Source organism: Streptomyces sp. MA5143a, from assembly GCF_900290235.1.
Lineage (GTDB): Bacteria > Actinomycetota > Actinomycetes > Streptomycetales > Streptomycetaceae > Streptomyces.
On sequence record NZ_OLMK01000100.1, the window covers coordinates 90,432 to 109,718 of the forward strand.

General features: G+C 68.1%; 14 protein-coding genes and 3 tRNA genes. 8 read left to right on the forward strand and 9 right to left on the reverse strand.

The window, feature by feature from the left end; all coding sequences use genetic code 11:
• Positions 1–66: 66 nt before the first annotated feature.
• A complete protein-coding gene (locus SMA5143A_RS35625) occupies positions 67–1,086 on the reverse strand; it encodes a LacI family DNA-binding transcriptional regulator (protein WP_107466958.1) in 1,020 nt (339 codons plus the stop codon).
• Between the two features lie 303 nt (positions 1,087–1,389).
• Between SMA5143A_RS35625 and SMA5143A_RS35630 the strand changes: the two genes are divergently transcribed.
• Genes SMA5143A_RS35630 through SMA5143A_RS35645 form a run of 4 tightly spaced genes read left to right on the forward strand, consistent with a single transcriptional unit; the run spans position 1,390 to position 6,248 of the window.
• A complete protein-coding gene (locus SMA5143A_RS35630) occupies positions 1,390–2,781 on the forward strand; it encodes an ABC transporter substrate-binding protein (RefSeq protein WP_107466959.1) in 1,392 nt (463 codons plus the stop codon).
• Positions 2,782–2,786: 5 nt separating this feature from the next.
• Complete coding sequence (locus tag SMA5143A_RS35635; protein WP_107466960.1) at positions 2,787–3,707, forward strand: carbohydrate ABC transporter permease; 921 nt, start codon at positions 2,787–2,789, stop codon at positions 3,705–3,707.
• A 2-nt stretch (positions 3,708–3,709) separates the two neighbouring features.
• A complete protein-coding gene (locus tag SMA5143A_RS35640; RefSeq protein ID WP_107466961.1) occupies positions 3,710–4,552 on the forward strand; it encodes a carbohydrate ABC transporter permease in 843 nt (280 codons plus the stop codon).
• A 43-nt stretch (positions 4,553–4,595) separates the two neighbouring features.
• Entirely contained in the window at positions 4,596–6,248 is a 1,653-nt protein-coding gene (locus SMA5143A_RS35645) for a glycoside hydrolase family 13 protein (protein WP_107466962.1), read from the forward strand.
• Between the two features lie 165 nt (positions 6,249–6,413).
• Here SMA5143A_RS35645 and SMA5143A_RS35650 read toward each other — a convergent pair whose 3' ends face one another.
• The gene (locus SMA5143A_RS35650; protein ID WP_107466963.1) at positions 6,414–6,659 is read right to left on the reverse strand and encodes a cupin domain-containing protein; all 246 of its coding nucleotides are present in this window, start codon (positions 6,657–6,659) and stop codon (positions 6,414–6,416) included.
• A gap of 116 nt (positions 6,660–6,775) precedes the next feature.
• Positions 6,776–10,117, reverse strand: a complete 3,342-nt coding sequence (locus SMA5143A_RS35655; RefSeq protein WP_107466964.1) for a S8 family peptidase — start codon at positions 10,115–10,117, stop codon at positions 6,776–6,778.
• Between the two features lie 427 nt (positions 10,118–10,544).
• On the opposite strand from SMA5143A_RS35655, the gene SMA5143A_RS35660 reads away from it, so the two are divergent.
• Both SMA5143A_RS35660 and SMA5143A_RS35665 read left to right on the forward strand, forming a co-directional pair.
• Positions 10,545–11,225, forward strand: a complete 681-nt coding sequence (locus SMA5143A_RS35660; RefSeq protein ID WP_107466965.1) for a response regulator transcription factor — start codon at positions 10,545–10,547, stop codon at positions 11,223–11,225.
• 25 nt (positions 11,226–11,250) lie between these two features.
• Positions 11,251–12,768, forward strand: coding sequence for a sensor histidine kinase (locus tag SMA5143A_RS35665; protein WP_107466966.1), 1,518 nt, complete (start codon positions 11,251–11,253; stop codon positions 12,766–12,768).
• 122 nt (positions 12,769–12,890) lie between these two features.
• On the opposite strand, the gene SMA5143A_RS35670 is transcribed toward SMA5143A_RS35665, so the two are convergent.
• Complete coding sequence (locus SMA5143A_RS35670) at positions 12,891–13,124, reverse strand: hypothetical protein (RefSeq protein ID WP_146194000.1); 234 nt, start codon at positions 13,122–13,124, stop codon at positions 12,891–12,893.
• A 679-nt stretch (positions 13,125–13,803) separates the two neighbouring features.
• Here SMA5143A_RS35670 and SMA5143A_RS35675 point away from each other — a divergent pair.
• Positions 13,804–16,497, forward strand: coding sequence for an RICIN domain-containing protein (locus tag SMA5143A_RS35675; RefSeq protein ID WP_107466968.1), 2,694 nt, complete (start codon positions 13,804–13,806; stop codon positions 16,495–16,497).
• An 849-nt stretch (positions 16,498–17,346) separates the two neighbouring features.
• Here the strand turns inward: SMA5143A_RS35675 and SMA5143A_RS35680 are convergent.
• The 5 genes from SMA5143A_RS35680 to SMA5143A_RS35700 all read right to left on the reverse strand — a co-directional run bounded on the left by SMA5143A_RS35680 (position 17,347) and on the right by SMA5143A_RS35700 (position 18,720).
• Positions 17,347–17,754, reverse strand: a complete 408-nt coding sequence (locus tag SMA5143A_RS35680; protein ID WP_107466969.1) for a PIN domain nuclease — start codon at positions 17,752–17,754, stop codon at positions 17,347–17,349.
• Positions 17,751–17,984: a type II toxin-antitoxin system VapB family antitoxin gene (locus tag SMA5143A_RS35685; protein ID WP_033530157.1), complete on the reverse strand. Its 234-nt coding sequence runs from the start codon at positions 17,982–17,984 to the stop codon at positions 17,751–17,753. Before SMA5143A_RS35685 ends, SMA5143A_RS35680 begins: the two co-directional genes overlap by 4 nt.
• Before the next feature lie 331 nt (positions 17,985–18,315).
• Positions 18,316–18,392 (reverse strand) — tRNA-Ile (locus tag SMA5143A_RS35690).
• 177 nt (positions 18,393–18,569) lie between these two features.
• Positions 18,570–18,642, reverse strand: a tRNA-Asn gene (locus tag SMA5143A_RS35695).
• Between the two features lie 5 nt (positions 18,643–18,647).
• Positions 18,648–18,720, reverse strand: a tRNA-Asn gene (locus SMA5143A_RS35700).
• 175 nt (positions 18,721–18,895) lie between these two features.
• On the opposite strand from SMA5143A_RS35700, the gene SMA5143A_RS35705 reads away from it, so the two are divergent.
• Positions 18,896–19,201: a hypothetical protein gene (locus SMA5143A_RS35705; RefSeq protein WP_055711515.1), complete on the forward strand. Its 306-nt coding sequence runs from the start codon at positions 18,896–18,898 to the stop codon at positions 19,199–19,201.
• Positions 19,202–19,287: the final 86 nt, after the last annotated feature.

Consider the following 19,287-nt stretch of genomic DNA (forward strand, 5'->3'; position numbering starts at 1 on the left):
ATCGTCCCAGCTGAGAGACAGGCCCCAGAACTGAGAGCAGCGGATTCCCCTTCCACCGCGTCGCGGTCACGCCCGCGGTGGCGCTGTGCTCCCCCGGATGACGAGTTGGGTGGGAACGAGAACGTCGTGGTCAGTGTCTTCGCCGCCGAGAATGCTCAGGAGCATGCGTCCGGCGAGCTCGCCTTGCTCCCGGACGGGCTGGCGGACGGTCGTGAGATCGGTCAGTTCTGCGACGGGATGATCGTCAATGCCGATGACGGACATGTCCTCGGGGATGCGCAGGCCAGCGCGACGCAGGGTGCGGATCGCGCCGAGGGCGACTTCGTCGGAGTGGGCGTACACGGCGGTGGGCGGCTCGGGCTGACTGAGCAGCTTGGCCATGGCGTCGGCACCCTGGGCGCCGCCCCAGTCGACAATGACGACGAGCCGCTCGTCGACCGGGATGCCCGCATCACGCAGAGCGGCGTAGTACGCGTTCGAGCGGCCCGACGGCTGCACCTCGTCCGGCTGGTCGGGGTCGACCGCGGCGATCATGGCGATACGGCGGTGGCCCAGGAAGAGCAGGTGGTCCATGGCCTGGCGGCCGGCGGTCTCGTCGTCGATGGACACGTTCGGATAGGGCGCGTGCTGACCGCCCGCAGCGATGACCGTCACGCCCATCAGCTCCAGGCGCCGCTGCTCCTCCTCGCCGACCGGAAAGGCCAACACGACTACCGCGTCGACCTTTCGCCTCGCCGGCAGCCGATGGAAGAAGTCGTGCCGGTCCTCGATGCCGTCGACGTGGTACAGGAGAACGTCCAGGTCGGCGGCCCGCAGGACTGACTCCAGTCCCTCCAGCAGTGCCGCGAAGAACCAGCGGGAGATGTGCGGTACGACCACCGCGACGCGGCCGGTGTCGCCGCCGGCCAGGCGGGACGCCTCGGGGGAGACGACGTAGGAGAGCTCCTCGGCGACCGCGAGGACGCGGCGGCGGGTGGCCTCGGACACGCCGTAGTCGTTGTTGAGCGCGCGCGAGGCGGTGGCCATCGAGACGCCGGCGGCACGGGCCACGTCCGCCATGTTGATCTTCTGGGAGCTCTGCGTCATGCGGGAAGGCTAACCCACTTCCCAAGGTTTCGGAAACGCTTCCGAGATTCTCGGAAGGGCTTCCGATAGCGCGGTCGGCATGGAAGGTCATCCCGCACAGGCATCTGAGCATTGCCGCATGTCACACACGTGTTGCACTTTCGTTACTTGACAGGTCGGGTCGATCCGCTCAATCTTTCGGCAACGGAAACGCTTCCGAAACCTGCTCAACGCATCCAGCGGTCCAGTCAGGGGAAGCGCGCCGACCCCCTGTCTGCCGACCATGGATGTGGAGCGGCAGCCGCATGGATGCGAGGAGGCATCATGCCCAAGCAGCAGCACCCCACCTCCCCCGTCAGAACCGCCCGCCGCCGTCCGCGCACCCCGCTGGCAACCATGGCCGCCGCGTCCGCGCTGGTCACCCTGGCCGCGTGCGGCGCCCCCGGCTCGGACTCGGACTCCGGCTCGGCGGACGCGACCCCGACCGCCGTGAACACCGCCGTCGCCCAGACGCCCGCGACCCTGACGCTGTTCTCCGCGGCCGGTCTGGAGAAGTACGAGCAGGGCCTCGCGGACGCCTTCACGGCCAAGTACCCGAAGATCAAGGTCAAGCTGCGGGTCGAGGCGGACAACAACTACAACACCGTGCTGCCGAGGCTTCTCGCCTCCGACTCCACGCCGGACATCGTCCAGCCGTACGACCTCCTCGGAGGCGTGAAGGACAACCTGCTCACCAACCTCAACGCCTACGACGAGGCGTACGGCTGGAGTGGGAAGGTCCCCGCCTCGGCCCTCGCCCCCGGCCGGGTGTCGGACGGCGTGATCGGCTCCGGGCCGCTGTACCAGGCGGGCGGCTCAGCCGGCCCTCTCGTCGGCGTCTTCTACAACAAGGAGCTGGCGAACAAGGTCGGCATGAAGACCGTGCCCTCCTCGATCCCCGAGCTCGAAGACGTGATGGCCAAGGCGAAGAAGTCCGGGGTCACCCCGATCGTCGCCTCCAACCAGGACGGTCTGATCGGCCACCTCTACAACCTGCTGCTCGGCGACTACATGGGCGCCCAGGCACTCAGCGGCCTCGTCCACCACAAGCCGGGCGCGAGCCTGGACACCCCTGAGGCCGTCAAGGCCACCAAGACGCTCCAGAAGTGGATCAAGGCGGGGTACTTCGCGTCCGACGTCAACGCCCTCAACCAGGAGGCGTCGTACGGCAAGTTCACCGGCGGCAAGGGCCTGTTCTTCTTCCAGGGCAGCTGGATCACCCAGACCCTCGACCAGAACTTCAAGGGCGAGTACGGCGTCTTCCCGATGCCGCCCGCCGAGAAGGGCGGCAAGTACGCGGGCATGACCAGCAACACGCTCGCCTTCTCCATCGCCGCCCGCTCGAAGAACAAGGACGCCGCCGCGCTGTTCCTCGACTTCCTCACCACCCCCGAGGCCGCGCAAGTCGCCGTCGACAACGGATACGCCGCCCTGACCTCCGGCGCGTCGGAGGCGGCCGAGCCCTCCCTCTCCGGCACGCTGACCGAGCAGATCCAGACCGGTTACGCGGCCATCGCCGCCGACAACGGCTTCGACAGCTGGCTGCAGAACTCCGCCCCGGCCGTCGGCACCAAGCTGACCCAGCAGCTCCAGCTCCTGGTCTCCGGCAAGGTCGAGCCCGCCGCGATGGTCAAGACGCTCCAGACCACCTACACCGACGCCCTCAAGAGCAGCTGAGCATCATGTCCTCGACCCGACCGACCAAGGTGGGCGCCGTCACCGTCCGGGGCCGCCGCAGGCTCCGGGCGAGGCGGTGGGCCGGCTGGCTCTTCGCCCTCCCCGCCCTCGCCTTCTACGGCGTCTTCAACTTCTACCCCGTCCTGCTGTCGATCCAGTACTCGTTCTACGACTGGGACGGTGTCGGCGCCTCCAGCTGGGTGGGCCTGGAGAACTACACGGCGGTCTTCACCGACTCCGAGCAGTTCACCACCCTGCTCCACGCCTTCTACCTGATCCTCTTCTTCACCGTCCTGCCGGTGACCATCGCCCTGATCACCGCCTCCGTCCTGAGGCAGCTGGAGGGCCGCTTCACCGGAGCCCTGGCCCGCACGCTCCTGTTCCTCCCACAGATCATCCCGGGAGCAGCGGCGGGCGTCGCCTGGACCTGGATGTACTCCGACAACGGCGTGATCAACCAGCTCCTGCGCGCCGTCGGCCTCGACGACGTCGCCCGCCCCTGGCTGGCGGACTTCACCTGGGCCCTGACCGCCGTCGGCTTCATCGGCACCTGGCTGTCCACCGGGCTGTGCACGATGCTGCTGCTCTCCGGCATCGGAAAGATCGACGGCAGTCTGTACGAGGCCGCCCGCATCGACGGCGCCGGACCGATCCGCCAGTTCCTGGCCGTCACCCTCCCCGGTCTGCGCAACGAGATCGGCGTCTGCGTCACCATCACGATCATCGCCGCCCTCGCCAGCTTCGACGTCGTCTACCTCTCCACCCAGGGCGGCCCCGGCACCCAGACCATGGTCCCCGGCGTCGCCGTCTACAACCTGGCCTTCAACGACGCCCGCCTCGGCGCGGCCTCCGCCCTCGCCGTCGTCCTCGCCCTGGTCGTCATCGCCGTCGTCGTACCGCTCCAGCGCCTGTTCCGGGAGAAGTGACCATGCCCGAACGCACGCAGACCGCACGGGCTCTGCGCCGACGCGCCCCCGGACTCATCCTCATCACGGCCGCCGCGCTCTACTCGGTCGTCCCCCTGCTGAGCATGGTCAGTGCGGCCCTCGCACCCCAGGGAACCTTCCCCTCGGGCCTGAGCTGGCCCTCCGATCCGCACTGGCACAACTTCGTCGACGCCTGGAACGTCGCCAACATCACGACCCTGCTGAGGTCCAGCACCCTCATCGTGCTCGGCGTCGTACCCGTGGCGGTCCTGATCTCCACGATGGCCGCGTACGCGATCGCGGTCCTGGAGATTCCCCTCGGCCGCGTCTTCTACATCATCCTGGTGATGACGCTGACGCTGCCGTACGAGATCGTCATCGTCCCGCTCTACGAACAGACCAGGGCCATGGGCCTGTTGGGCACCCAGTGGGCACTGATCCTTCCGCTCATCGGGATGAACATGCCGTTCGCGGTGTTCTGGATGCGGGCGCACTTCGCCGGCGTGCCGAAGGAGCTGTCCGAGGCGGCGAGTATGGACGGCGCCGGACCCTGTCGAGCCCTGCTCCACATCCACCTCCCCCTCGCCCGCCCCGCGATCGCCTCCCTCTCGCTGCTGATGTTCCTCTCCACCTGGAACCAGTTCCTGCTGGCCCTGGTACTGATCGACGACCCCGACAAGCGGACGATGGCCGGCGCGCTACAGGCGTTCACCACCAAGTACGCCACCGACCAGGTGCTGCTGAACGCCGGCGCCCTGCTGATCATGGCCCCCACGATCCTCGTGTTCCTGTTCCTGCAACGCCACTTCGTCAAGGCGCTGCTCCAGGGCTCGGTCAAGGGCTGACCTCACCCCCACCTCTCTTCTTCACACAGTCAGGACCGGCACCATGATCAACTCTGCCCCCACCTCGCCGCGCCCCGACGCCGACTGGTGGCGTACGGCCGCGATCTACCAGGTCTACATACGCAGCTTCGCCGACGGCGACGGCGACGGAACCGGCGACATCGCCGGCCTCCGCTCGCGCCTCCAGTACCTGGCCTACCTCGGCGTCGACGCGATCTGGATCAACCCCTGGTACCCGTCGCCGCTGGCCGACGGCGGCTACGACGTCTCCGACTACCGGGACATCCACCCCGCCTACGGCACCCTCGACGAGGCGAAGCAGCTGATCTCCGAGGCGCACGAGCTGGGCCTGCGGGTCATCCTGGACATCGTCCCCAACCACACCTCCGACCAGCACGCCTGGTTCCAGAAGGCGCTCGCCGCAGGCCCCGGCTCACCGGAACGCGACCGGTTCGTCTTCCGCGACGGCAAGGGCGAGGACGGCTCCCAGCCCCCCAACGACTGGCACGCCGCCTTCGGCGGCCCCACCTGGACCCGCACCCCCGACGGCCAGTGGTACCTCCACCTCTTCGCCCCCGAACAGCCCGACCTCAACTGGGACAACCCGGAGGTCCGCGCCGAGTTCGAGTCGATCCTGCGGTTCTGGTTCGACCTCGGCGTCGACGGCTTCCGCATCGACGTCGCCCACGGCATGGTCAAGGACCCCGCCCTCCCCGACCTCGGCCTGACCGAGTTCTCCGTCCTGACCGGGGAGGACCAGCAGGACCACCCGCACTGGGACCGCGAAGGCCTCCACGACATCTTCCGCAGCTGGCGCGCCATCGCCGACAGCTACCCCGACCCCCGCGTCTTCGTCGCCGAGGCCCACGTCCGCCCCAGCCGCATGCCGGAGTACCTCCGCCCGGACCAACTCCACACGGCCTTCAACTTCGACTTCCTCAAGTGCCCCCTGGACGCCGGCAAGCTGCGCGAGGTCATCGACCGCAGCATCACCGGCCTCGCCGCCGTCGGCGCCCCCGCCACCTGGGTGCTGTCCAACCACGACGAGACCCGCCACGTCACCCGCTACGGCCGCGCCGACACCGGCGTCCAGGCCCTGTTCCGCGACAGAACCATCCCCACCGACCGCGCCCTCGGCACCCGCCGCGCCCGCGCCGCCGCCCTCCTGATGTTCGCCCTGCCCGGCAGCGCGTACGTCTACCAGGGCGAGGAACTCGGCCTCTACGAGGTCGAGGATATCCCGGAGGAGCTCCTCCAGGACCCCATCTGGGAACGCACCGGCCACACCGTGCGAGGCCGCGACGGCTGCCGCGTCCCCCTCCCCTGGACCGGCGACACCCCACCCTTCGGCTTCAGCACCTCCGGAGCACCCCCGTGGCTCCCCCAGCCCGAGGACTGGAAGGAGTACACCGCCGAAGCCAACCAGGCCGACCCCACCTCCATGCTCCAGCTCTACCGCACCGCCCTACGCCTGCGCCGTACCCACCCCGGTCTGACCGGCGAGGTGTTCCGCTGGCTCGACAGCCCGGAGGGCACACTGCTCTTCGAACGGGGCGAGGGCCTGCTGTGCGCGGTCAACCTCTCCGCCCGACCTGTCCCCCTCCCGGCCGGCCACAGCCCCCTCCTCGTCTCAGGCCCCCTGGACAAGGACGGACTACTGCCCCCCGACACCGCCGCCCTGCTCTACCGCGACTGACGGACCGCGACCAGGTCACCCCGGCGACACCAGCCCACAACCCTCCCGCCCCTGATCCACCAGGCCCTGTCCGGTGTTCCTCCCCGCCGACCGGACAGGCCCTGGTCCGTCTGTGGGAGCCGGATGGCCGGCTACGGGCCCGAGCCTCCATCAGACCCGGAGCGGTCAGCGCCCCAGCGGCGTCTCAGCCGACGGCGGCGTAGACCTTTCGCAGGGCGAGCGGACCTCCCACTCGGTCCGCTCCCCCGCCTGCAGGCGTACCACGACGCCGGGGGTCAGCTCGATGCTGTCCCCGGTTTCGAATCGCACGGTCGCGTCGCCGGCGAGTACGACGAAGACCTCGTCGGCCTCGACATCGCGCACCGCATCGGTCGTCAGTGTCCGGCTCGCGACCTCCTCGATCAGCAACAAGCCGACCGCTGCCTGCCCCTACCCCGTCGCGATCACGCCACCGCACACGAAGAAGCCCTTGCTCATCGAACAGAGACTCCCGTTCAGCGAACCGGTCGGTGATCCACCGGATCAGGTCACTTCCCGTAGTACGCGTTGTAGATCGAGATCGTCGACTTGTTGCCCTTCTTGTCGGCGATCTTGGCGTGGAACGAGATCCCCTTGTCCTTGGCCGGGTTCGTGACCGCGATCCTGCCGTTCTTGACGGTGACCTTCTTCCAGGTCCGGCCGTAGTCGTACGACACGTACACCGACAGGGACTTCAGGTTCGAGCCCGCTGCCGAGCCCTGGACGATCACCGGGACGGAGACCTTCTTGTCGGCCGGGGCCCTGCTGTCCAGGCCGACGGCCGCGTCGAAGCGGATCGAGGACGCGGGCAGCTTGGCCAGGTCGGCCTTCTTGGAGCGGAAGGTCCAGCTGGCGTCGACGCGAGTGGAGGCCGCGGCGACCTTGACGCTGCGCTCGACGGAGGTGGTCAGCTTGTACGCGGCGTCGCCGGCCGGGACCTTGAAGACGCCCGCCCCTTCCAGTGGGTCGCTGTTCGAGCCGACCTTGGTGCCGTTGCGGTAGAGGGTCGTGGTGGCCGACGAGTAGAGCGAGGAGCCGGAGTGGGTCTTGCCGTCGGTGAACAGCGGCAGGGAGCCGTAGATGTCGTTGCCCTCGCGGTAGATACCGAGGCTTGAGCCGACGCGCGGGCCGAAGACCGCCGTGTTGAAGGTCCTCTCGTAGCTCTTTCCGGCCTTGAGGGTCACCGGGGTGCCGAGCGTGTAGAAGGCCTCGACGATCGGGGAGCCGGACTCGTCGACCCCGCCGTGCTGCTCGAAGTCGAGTTTCCACTTCGCCCCGCCCGCGGTGGACAGGCGCAGCGTGCGCGTGCCGGGCAGCGTCTGCTGGACCCCGGGCGCAAAGGTGCTCGTACTGCCGGGCAGCCCGCCCCAGGCGTGGATCGCGCCCTTCTTGCCGCTCGACGAGGCGCCCAGACCGGTCTTCACCGTGGCCAGTTCACTCGCCTTGTAGTGCTTGGTGTACCCGGTGGCGAGCTGCTTGACCTTGCCGCCGGCGAGGGTGTCGTACTCCTCGGCGGTTTTGGTCCAGTGACCGCCCCACTGCTGGTACAGGGTGCCGTCGGTGACCGGCGGGCCGGCGTGCGCGGTACGGAAGTTGGCATACGAGTCCAGCCACCAGCCGAACGAGCGGCTGCCGTCCGGCACGCCGACGGTGTACAACGGCATGGCGGCCTCTGGCTTCGCCGCCGCGTCGGGCACGGTGATGTCCACCGGCTCGGCGGTCCGCGCGTCCACCGTGATCGTGGCCTTCTCGGTGATGCTCAGCTTCGGCTGCGTCACCCAGTCGAAGCCCTTGGCGGAGTCGTCCGGGTCGACGGAGACGGACGAGTTGAAGATGTAACCGCCCTTGGGAACACGGACCTTGACGGTGCCGGACTCGTCGTAGGGCGCGTACCACTTGTCCTGTGCCAGTCCGGAGACACCGTCCAGACTGGTGCCGTAGTACTTCGCCGGATTGCCGTCACGGCCGAGGAACTTCAGCGTGACGTCGTACGACTCCACCTCGCGCTGCACCACCGCCGCCGTGCGTACGCTCTGTCCGCCACCGGTCGCGGTGACGTACGCGGAGTAGGCGCCGTCGACCGTGCCGCCCAGCTTGGTGTCGACCGTGAGGTCCGCGGAGGCCGAGCCGCCCGCCGGGACGGTCAGCGTCTTCGCGCCGAGCGTGAAGAAGCCGGCCGGTGCGGCCTGCCCCTTCGGATCGGTGCCCGCCACCGCGAGGGTCAGCGTGACGTCGGTCGTCCCGAGGTTCTTGTACGTGATCTTCTCGGTGACCGGCGTGTCGTCGGTGTGCGGCCACTGCTGGAGGCCGAAGCTCACCGACGGCGGGTCGGCGACCACGGTCTGCTTGATGGCCTTGTCGATCTGGATCCGGCCCGAACCCTGCTGGAACGGGGTGTAGGCGCCGCCCTTGGCGGAGCCGGTCAGCGCGCCCTTGAGCTGGGTGTACGTCCAGTCGGGGTGCTGCTGCTTCAGGATCGCCGCGGCACCCGCGACATGCGGGGTCGCCATCGACGTACCCGAGATGCTCACATAGCCGGCCGGCTTCTCGCCGACCTCCTTGGCTATGACGCTGCCCGGGGCCGAGGCCGCCGTGATGTCCACGCCGGGGGCGGTCACGTCCGGCTTGATCTGTCCGTCGAGGCCGGGGCCCATGCTGGAGAGCCCGGCCAGCTTGTCCTCGTCGTCGACTGCGCCCACGGTGAGCGCGGCTTCCGCGCTGCCCGGGGAGCCGATCGTCTGCTCGGCCCCGTCGTTGCCCGCGGCGATGGTGAAGAGGGTGCCCGTCTCCTTGGACAACTTGTTGACCTGGGCCTCGAGCGGATCGATGTCGGGAGTGTCCACGTCGCCCAGGCTGAGGTTCACGATGTCGGCGCCCTGCTCGACCGCCCAGTCCATACCGGCGATGATGCCGGAGTCGTCGCCGTAGCCGTCGTCGCCGAGCACCTTGCCGCTGAGCAGCTTGGCTCCGGGCGCGACGCCCTTGTACTTGCCCGCGGACCCCGCGGGAGACGCAGCGCCCGTACCGGCCGCGATGGACGCCACGTGCGTGCCGTGGCCGTGCCTGTCGATCGCGTCGGCGGCGGTGGAGAAGTTCTTCTCGGCGACGACCTGACCCTTGAGATCGGCGTGGGTCCCGTCGACACCGGTGTCGAGGACGGCGATCTTGACGCCCTTGCCGTCGTACCCGGCGGCCCACGCCTCGCCGGCCCCGACCTGCGGGACGGACTTGTCGAGGCTGGCCTTTCGGACCCCGTCGTGCCACACGTGGGCGACACCGGAGGCGGTCCTCGCGCCGTCGAGCCCCGCGTCGGTGACCGCGGCCCACAGGTCGGGTGCGTCGCCCTTGGGCGTCAGCACCGCGTCCGCGTTGAGCGACTTGAGGGTCCTGCGGACCTCGGTTTCACCTGCGTCACGGACGTCCGCCTTCGCCGCAGCGGCCGCGCCGCGGTAGCCGACGATCAGCTTGAGTCCCTGCTTCTGTGCCTTGCGGTTGGCCGACTTGTTGAGCTCGGTGACGTCGAAGAGCCGTTGGTCGAGCTTGCCGGTGGCGATCAGCCGCGCGGCGTCGGCCGGCACGACGAGGGTGTGTCCTTCGGCCTTGCGGATCTGGACGGGTATCCCCTCACGGCCCTCGGCCCGCTCCAGGCCGATGACACGGCCCTCGGCGTCGACGACGACACGGTCGCCGGTGATCAGGGTGATGCGGTGCTTGGGCGCGGTCTGCACGGCCGAGGCGCCGGCCGGGTCATTGGCTGCACGCTCGGCCTCCGCCGACGCCGGGCCGGTCATGCCCGCCGCCAGGGCCACGGCTGCCGCCGTGGCGATCGTGGCCGTGCACGCGCTTTTCACTTGTCTGCGCAAGTCTCCCCCTGGAGGCTGTCTGCGAACTTGTCGTCTTCCGGGTGTAATCACTGGTTTCTGCTGGTCAGGCGTAAATGTGCCGCCGCCCGCTGCGCCATTGACGCGGTGTTCCTCATGTCGGCTCGTAAGGGACAGGGGTTCGCTTTCGCTCGCCCGCTCGGACTTCCCCTTCGCTTGTGGCGTGATGACGGCCCGTCGTGCCCTTGAGCTTGACCACCTCGGCTCAGCACCCCCGCGTCACCGGTGTCGCACCCGAGGTGCAGGGAGGCATGTTCAGCAACGGACACGTGCGGCAGAGCCTTTCAGCAGTGGCGAAGACACTCCGTCAGCGTGCCGGGACCTCGTTGACCGGATGCTGATCCAACCTGACCGGCCGATCAGGAAGGCGGCCCGACGCTGTGCAAGGCTGCACCGCATGCGCATCCTGGTGGTCGAAGACGAGGTGGACCTTGCCCACACCCTGCGCACCGGTCTGACCGCCGAGGGCTACAGCGTCGACCTCGCCCACGACGGGCGGCAGGGCCTGTGGATGGCCCGGACCGGCGAATACGCCCTGGTCGTACTGGACTTGATGCTGCCCGGACTCAACGGCTACAAGGTCTGCGCCCAACTGCGCCGAGAGGGCAACGCGACCCCCATCCTGGTCCTCACCGCCAAGGACGGGGACTGGGATCAGGCAGAGGCCCTGGACACAGGAGCCGACGACTACCTGGCCAAGCCCTTCTCCTACATGGTGCTCGTCGCACGGCTGCGGGCCCTGGTCAGACGAGCCGCCGCGGTCGCACCACCCGTCCTCGCCGTGGGCGACCTCTCGCTGGACGTCGCGGGCCGGATCTGCCGCCGGGCCGGGACACGGGTGGAACTCACACCCCGGGAGTTCGCCGTGCTGGAGGTGCTGGCCCGCCGCGCGGGCCAGGCGGTCTCCAAGACGGATCTGCTGTATCACGCGTGGCCCGACGAAGCCTGGGATCCCAACCTGGTGGAGGCGCGCGTCAGCGCACTGCGCAAGAAGGTCGACGCCGCCTTCCACCGGCAGTCCCTGCAGACCGTGCGGGGTACCGGCTACCGATTGGTGGACGACCGTGAACGCGACTGAGCCGCGACGCCGCTGGTGGCCAACCGTGAAAGCGACCGGGCCGCGACGCCGCTGGTGGCCGCGTTCGGTACGAGCCCGCACGGCCCTGGCCGCCGCCTCGGCCGCCGCCGTCATCCTGACCGGCATCGGCTGGTGGGTACACCACGACGTCTACCGCGAGAGCGCGGGGATCGCCCAAGGACAGACGCAGGAACAGTTCCTGGCTCTCGTCGATCAGCTGGAGAAGGGGGCGGTTCCCGCTCGCCGAAGCACCGTGCCGTACGAGATCGTCGCGACCGGCCGACGCGCCGCCGTCGCCTACGGCGGAGGCATGGAGGAGTTCGATCCCGGCACCCGCCATGTGCTGCCCGCCCCACCGAAGGCCGAGTTGCCCGCCCCACCGGACGAGGGGCCGAACTGGGGCTATACGACCCGTCCCGTGCGCCTGCCGGCGCGCCCCGCCTCCGCACCCGGGGACCGGTTCGGCAAGGACGGCGGAACCTACCAGGTCATGTACGACGATGTCAGGGCCGATGAACTGAGCGGCACCACAGTCGCCGCTCTGGGTGTCGCCGCCGACGCCCAGCTGCGGGTCTATGTGGTGGTGCTCCCGCACGCAGCCGAGGACATCGCCGGGACCATCACCGAGGCCACTGACCGCCTGCTGCTGCGGGCCGGGCTCGTCAGCCTCGTACTGATCGCCGCCGTCGCCTACTTCGCCGTCCGCATCGCGCTGCGGCCGGTCGAAGCCATCCGCGTCCTCACCGCCTCGGTCACCGCGAACGACCCCCGCGAACGCGTCACCGTCCCTCATACGGGGGACGAGATCGCCGCCCTGGCCACCACCATCAACACCACCCTCCAACGCCTCGACGACGCCGCCGCCCAGCAGCGCCGCTTCGTCGCGGACGCCGCCCACGAACTACGCAGCCCCCTCACCACACTGCTCGCCAGCCTGGAAGTCGCGCTCGCCTACCCGGAACGGACCGACTGGCCCGCCGCGGTCACCACCGCCGCACGACAGACCCGCCGCCTCCAGGCCCTCGCCGAGGACCTGCTGCTCCTCGCCCGCCTCGACACCCGCACCCCCGCAGCCGGCACCGAAACCGTGGACCTGACAGCCCTCGCCTCCCGGCTGACCGAGCAATACCCCCTCGCCGAACGGCCGCTGACCCTCACCTGCGACAGCACCGCCCCCGCACACGTACACGGAAACCCCGACGAATACGAACGACTGCTGCGCAACCTCATCGACAACGCCGCCCGCCACGCCACACACCGCATCCAGATCACCGTCCGGAACCAGGACGGCCGGGTCGAGCTCACGGTGCACGACGACGGACCGGGCGTGCCCGCCGAAGACGCCGAGCGCATCTTCGAACGCTTCGTCCGGCTCGACGACGCCCGCTCCCGCGACCACGGCGGCACCGGCCTGGGCCTCGCCATCGCCCGCGACCTGGCCCACCGCCACCAAGGCACCCTCACCCTCACCCTCACCCCCCGAACCCTCGGAGCATGCTTCCGACTACGCCTCCCCCAAGCCCCCACCGCAGCCGAGGAATAGCGCGCTCCACCCAGGCAGCACTGGCCACCCGACGGGACACCGGTGGCCGGCCAAGCACAAACGGCGCCGCACTCGCTTGAAGGCGGCCCTGGACGCCCACTACGCCTGGTGCCCCATGCCAGTCAGTCCGCAGCCGCCTGGGCCGTCTCCCGACACCCAAGGTCACCGGGCAGCGCTTCCGAATCCTCGTGTCCAGCCAGCGTCCAGAATTCGACCTCCAGACGCTCGCACAGCCCACCCACGACGCCATCCTCCAGCCGTAGGCCGATACGTCCGTCCGCGTCGCGGCTGTCGTCCGGCTCTACGCCCTCCCCCTGACCCGCATCGTCGAACTCACCGACGACCACATTCGCCACGACCAGCTCCAGCAAAGCCCCCGGCACAGCAACACGGCCGGGTGCAGGTACCTCCTGCCCGGTCACAGCCCTGAACGCCCGCGCAACCCCCTCGGCCTCGCCGACACCCTGAGACACCACGGTCTGCCCGCCCGCGCCGCACGGAACACCGCCATGACGGACGCCCTGGTAGACCTGCCCTCCATGGTCATCGCCGACCTACTCGGCATCACCCCAAGACAGCCAAACGCTTGGCAGTGCGACGGGCCCCGCCGCAGGGACAGATAGGGAGCCCACGAGGTCATCGCCGCGGGGCGGAGCCGGTGATGCAGGACTGCGCCTGGACCCCGACCGGAAACGGCCCGGCACAGGCCGGGCGCGGTTGTTCAGCCTCCCGCATGAAGTGCGAGCTATCGACCACAACAGGAGTCTGAATGAGTACTACTCATTCCAGGCGGCCGGTTTGGCAGGGGCGTGCACGGGGTGGGTCGACGGGCGATGGTTCCGGCTTGATACCCCTCCACCTCGGACAATGACTTCGCCAGAGGTGGCCCGAGTGACGCCAGTCCGATTGGTCCATGTGTCATCGGTGTTACGTCTGCAAAAAGTAGGTGCGCCTATCGTCTTGACCGGAAGGCCTGCTTGCACCGATAAATACAACTCATAGGACTCAGCGGGGGTTCGAGGAAGGACACCACAGATGAGACCTTCACGCATCGGCGCGGGGACCGCCACGGCGCTCGCAGCGGCGGCTGTCGTCTTCGCGGCCGTGCTGCCCGCTACGCCCGCCTACGCGGCCACGACGAACTTCTACGTCGACCCTGTCAACGGCAGTGACAGCAACACGGGAACCAGCACCGCCTCAGCGTTCAAGACCATCCAGGCAGCCCAGGCCACGGTCCGAGCCGTGAACGCGAACATGTCCGACGACATCGTGGTGAACCTGCGCGGAGGCACCTACCCCCTCACCGCCCCGATCGGCTTCGGCACCAGCGACTCGGGCACGAACGGCCACACGGTCGTCTACCAGGCGTACAACGGTGAGACGCCCGTGATCACCGGCGGCAAGGCGATCACCGGCTGGACCGCGGCTGCCAACGGCGAGTACAAGGCGTCCGTGGGCAGCCTGAACTTCCGGCAGCTGTACATCAACGGCGTCCGCGCCACCCGTGCGCGCTTCCCCGACCTCGGCACGGACTTCCAGCTGCAGAGCAGCGACAAGACCAACAAGCTGCTGAAGGTGCTGAGTTCACAGGTCTCCGACTGGAACCAGCTCAGCCAGGTCGAGATGATGCTGGAAACGGCATGGGGCGAGAGCTACCTGCGGCTGAAGTCGATCAGCTCCAGCAGCGGCACCGCCAACGTGTCGATCCAGGACCACGAGGCGGGCATCCTCTTCCAGCGCCCCAACCCGCTCCTCGCCAACGGCTCCCCCCTGCACTTCGAGAACGCCCACGAGTTCCTCAACGAACCCGGCGAGTTCTACGTCGACACCGCAGCGCAGACCGTCTACTACAAGCCCCGCCCCGGCGAGGACATGTCCACGGCCACCGTGCAGGCGCCGACGTTGCAGACGCTCTTTGACATCAAGGGCACGAGCCTCGACAGTCCCGCCCACGACCTGCGCTTCTCCGGGATCACCTTCACCCAGACCACCTGGATGGCAGCGACGAACAACGGCTACCTCAACGCCCAGGGCGGCAACTACAACATCTCGGCCAACACCTCCAACCAGCAGTACGTCGGCCGTCCACCGGCCGGGGTCCAGGCCGCGGACGCCGACCGCGTCTCCTTCACCGGCAACACCTTCACCCAGATGGGCGCCAGCGCACTCGACCTGCACCACGGCGTGCACGACAGCACCGTGACCGGCAACCTCATCTACGACATCGCCGGCAACGGAATCATGGTCGGCAAGTTCTCCGACCCGACCGTGGAGTACCACACCGTCTACAACCCGCCCACTTCACCGGCCGGTGAGGACGCCCGGGAGGTCGTCAAGAACATCACCGTCAAGAACAACCTGATCACCCGGATCGGTCAGGACTACCTGGGAACCGCCGGCATCAACGCGGGCTTCGTCAACAGCACCACCATCGATCACAACGACATATCCGACACACCGTGGGCCGGCATCTCGCTCGGCTGGGGCTGGCAGTCCGCGGCCAACGCGTTGGGCAACAACAGTGTCAGCTACAACCGGCTCGGCAACGTGATGAACCGGCTGTGCGACTCCGCAGCCATCTACCACCTCTCCAACGACCCGGGCACGGTCTTCAACGGCAACTACATCCACGAGGTACTGAGGTCCCCGGCCGCCTGCGCTTCCGCGATCAGCGGCATCTACCTGGACGAGGGGTCGAACAACATGACCCTTTCGAACAACGTGCTGTCGCATACCGACGAATCCATCCACCAGAACCGCAACGGCACCAACGTCACGCTCACCAACAACACGACGTCCGGTGACTCGGTGATCAAGGCATCCGGTCTGGAGTCCGCCTACCGGGGGCTGGCAGCCAAGCTCAACCTCGCCTCCAACAAGCCGGCATCCTCCTCCTCGGTGTACAGCTCCGCCTGGGTGGCGGCCAAAGCCAACGACAACAACAGCTCGACCGGCTGGTCGCCGACCGGGACCGACACCTCGGCCTGGTGGCAGGTCGACCTCGGGCAGGCCTACCAGCTCGGCCAGTACTCCCTGACGACGCGCCAGGACCTCGACCAGCCCGAGACGCGCAGCAACTTCGAGATCCGTGGCTCCAACGACCCGTCCTTCGCCACCTACACCGTGCTGGGGCGCCAGGGCGCCACCGCCCTGCCGCTCGCCTCGACACTCACGGGCAACATCGACGTCCGCCAGAAGTTCCGCTACGTGCGGGTCGCAAAGACCGACGGCGCCTACTTCTTCATCGCCGACTTCAGTGTCCAGCAGGCCGGCGGTGCGCTGGAGGACGCGACCGGTACGCCGAACATCAACCCGTCGACGAACTACACGATCAAGAACGTCAACAGCGGAGAGCTGATGGACGTGAACCAGGGCTCCACCGCCGACGGCGCGGGCGTCATCCAGTGGCCGAGCAACGGCGGTACCAACCAGCAGTGGAACATCGTTCCGGTCAGTGGGCAGCTCTACAAGATCGTGAACAGGAACAGCGGCAAGGTCCTCGCCATGAACAACTCCAGTCACCGGAGGGGAACCGCACTGCGGCAGTACACCTACGACGGCGGCAACAACCAGCTGTGGTACTTCGAGCCGACCAGCGGTGGGTACCTCATCCGCAACTTCGAGAGCGGGCAGGTCCTGGAGGTGGGTGCCGGATCGACGGCGGACGGAGCCGCCATCAGCCAGTGGATGCCCCTGAACCACGTGTACCAGGCATGGACGATCCAGTGACCGGGTGACCCAGACGGTGGCGGTGCGGCCGGAAAGCGAAGGCTTTCCGGCCGCACCGTTCCCGCTTCGGCCGCGCCGAAGCCGGAGGTCCCGCCTGGCCCACAGCTAAGGCCGAGGCATCGGAGGCCAGGTACACGACGGCTTCCGCGATCTCTCCGGACATACCCACGCTTCGCGCAGGCATACCGGAGCTGAGCAGAATGGATGGATCGGCACCGGAGCACCCCCTTCCAGTTTCCTCGCGTCCAGCCAGCGTCCAGAATCCTGTGCCGAACCAGCCGGAGGAGCCATATCCACTAGGACAAAATGAACGTTTCCGCAGGTCACAGCCCTGCGCTGGTGAGGCGGGTGGGACTCGAACCCACAACCGACGGATTATGAGTCCTTTGTGGATCTTGGCGACCCTTGCCGATCCATGCTCATCTTGGCCGTTCTCCCAGGTCAGGCGCGTTTGGCGCCTCGGTCCTTCCCGGCCCTTGTCAGTCTTCTCCGATCCTTGTGTCCAACCTGCGTCCAGAACGCGTCCCAGATGGGCACGCGCACCCGGTTCACGGACCCTCTCCCCAGTCGAGGAGAGGTTCTCAAAACCATGCGCAGCGGATTTCCTTTCCAACGCGCAGCGACTGAAGGGCAGGTGGATCGCCCCCCAAGTACGCGGGGATAACTCGCCGATGGCCGCCAGGCCCGGTAGGAACCGCCTTGGCCCAAGCGATCCCGCGATCCACGAGGAGGCCCGTGGCGCGCGGTGGCGCGTACAGTCGAACCCATCACCAGAAGGACGGCTGGTGCACTCCAGGAGACATCGATCACCGAGGTCAGAGGCCGACAGACGTGACCTGCCTTCGGAGATCAGGCTCGTGCGTCTCGCTGCTGAACTTCCTTGAGGACTCCGGCCACCGTCACGAAGTCATTGTCCACGTGGAGGACGGTGTGCCCATGGTGTACAGCTGTCGCACACACCAACAGGTCGATCGCTCCCGCCGCCCGATGCTGGCCCCTCTGGGTCAGTTTGTACTGGGCGGTGTCGACCCACCGCCAGGCGTTCTTCGGAACCGGAGAGAGCAGACAGAGCGCGTCCAGTTCCTCGGCCAGCTCATCTCGGTGAGAGGGGCTGGTCGCCGAGTAGAGGAATTCGGCTCGTGTCGGCTCACAGACGTGGAACACCCCGGCGGCGATGTGTCCCTCCCAGGGGCGCAGCGCACCTGGGGTACGGAACATATGCCACAGAGCCGAGGTGTCGACCAGATACGTGATCACTCGAAGGCCTCGCGCCGCGCACGCTTCTCGGCTTCATGCGCCGCTGCGGCCTGCTCAAACTCGCCGCGCTCACCTCGCGCGGCCAGCTTCTCCGCGGCCTCGAGCCTCCTGATCCGCGCCACGTAGTCCCGAAGGGCCGCGTTGACGGTCTCCTTCTTCGTCGTGGCACCCATGAGCCGCATGGCCTCGGCCAGTGCCTCGTCGTCGAGATCAATCTGCGTGACGGACATCGCACACCTCCAACGTCCACGATGTATGCACCCAGGATACATCACCAACATTGAGCGCGACCATCAATCACAAACAGACCACGCAGCGGAGGCGCGCCGGCGTCAAGGCGTTCACATGGACCCACTTCTCACTGCGGGACGAGCTAGCGGAGACCTGTCCGACGCCGACACGAAACACCCCATAAGCGCGATGCCCGACTTAACCGGAATCGGCGTCCAGACTTTGTCCAGACGATCAAGAAATCATGATCACCACGGGCCGCCAGGACCCTGAGACTCTCACCCCGACCGGGAAAACGCCTGGTCAGAAGGTTTCTCCTCGCGTAGCGAGTGGTGGGGCGGGTGGGACTCGAACCCACGGCCGACGGATTATGAGTCCGCTGCTCTAACCGGCTGAGCTACCGCCCCGTACGGCGTGTCGCGCACATTTGTGCGCGCCGTCTGCCGCAGCATAGCCGCTCATACGATCTCCTGCTTCGGATGGTCGGCTTCACGCGTGCGCTTCTTGACCATGGAGACCACGACGCGGCCCGCGCGGTTCCCCCGGACATGAAAAAGGACCCCGTGGGGTCCTCGTTCAGGCTGCTCCCCCGACTGGACTCGAACCAGTAACCTGCCGGTTAACAGCCGGCTGCTCTGCCAATTGAGCTACGGAGGACCGAGCTCCCCCGACTGGACTCGAACCAGTAACCTGCCGGTTAACAGCCGGCTGCTCTGCCAATTGAGCTACGGAGGAATGCCTCGTTGCATCGAACGCACCTACCTGGGTATTCGCCAGGGGGCGTGCGCTCGCTGCGACACATACATTAGCGCAAGCTGGGGGGTGCTCCGCCAATCGGTATCCCCCGCGCCCGCCGCCCGCGCAGGGCAACGCAAGGGACCGACGCAGACGTAAGGGAAGGGTGGCCGCCATGCGCTATCGGCTCACGTTCTTTGCCGGACTGGCCCTGGGGTACGTCCTGGGCACACGCGCCGGACGCGAGCGTTACGAACAGCTGAAGAAATCCGCCCGGCAGGTCGCACAGAACCCGGCCGTGCGCAACACCGCGGAGTCGGCCGCCCAGCAGGGGCGCGTCTTCGCGGGCAAGGCGTACCACGTGGTCAGCGAGAAGGTCGGCGACCGCGTGCCGGAGTCCGTCGCCGGCCGGGTCCGCTCACTGCGGGAACGCAACGCGAACGGCGCGGGACCGGACGACTGGGGCACCAGCAACACCTAGCGTCCAAGGGGGCCGCCGGGACACGGGACCGGAGGGATCTCACTCGTACGTCGGCGATCGGCCCATCGTGGCCGGTCGCCGACCTG

Bases quoted from the DNA above. Each gene is read 5' to 3' on its own strand.
- SMA5143A_RS35625 (WP_107466958.1), bottom strand. From the start codon at position 1,086: ATGACGCAGAGCTCCCAGAAGATCAACATGGCGGACGTGGCCCGTGCC.
- SMA5143A_RS35630 (WP_107466959.1), top strand. From the start codon at position 1,390: ATGCCCAAGCAGCAGCACCCCACCTCCCCCGTCAGAACCGCCCGCCGC.
- SMA5143A_RS35635 (WP_107466960.1), top strand. From the start codon at position 2,787: ATGTCCTCGACCCGACCGACCAAGGTGGGCGCCGTCACCGTCCGGGGC.
- SMA5143A_RS35640 (WP_107466961.1), top strand. From the start codon at position 3,710: ATGCCCGAACGCACGCAGACCGCACGGGCTCTGCGCCGACGCGCCCCC.
- SMA5143A_RS35645 (WP_107466962.1), top strand. From the start codon at position 4,596: ATGATCAACTCTGCCCCCACCTCGCCGCGCCCCGACGCCGACTGGTGG.
- SMA5143A_RS35660 (WP_107466965.1), top strand. From the start codon at position 10,545: ATGCGCATCCTGGTGGTCGAAGACGAGGTGGACCTTGCCCACACCCTG.
- SMA5143A_RS35675 (WP_107466968.1), top strand. From the start codon at position 13,804: ATGAGACCTTCACGCATCGGCGCGGGGACCGCCACGGCGCTCGCAGCG.
- SMA5143A_RS35685 (WP_033530157.1), bottom strand. From the start codon at position 17,984: ATGTCCGTCACGCAGATTGATCTCGACGACGAGGCACTGGCCGAGGCC.
- SMA5143A_RS35705 (WP_055711515.1), top strand. From the start codon at position 18,896: ATGCGCTATCGGCTCACGTTCTTTGCCGGACTGGCCCTGGGGTACGTC.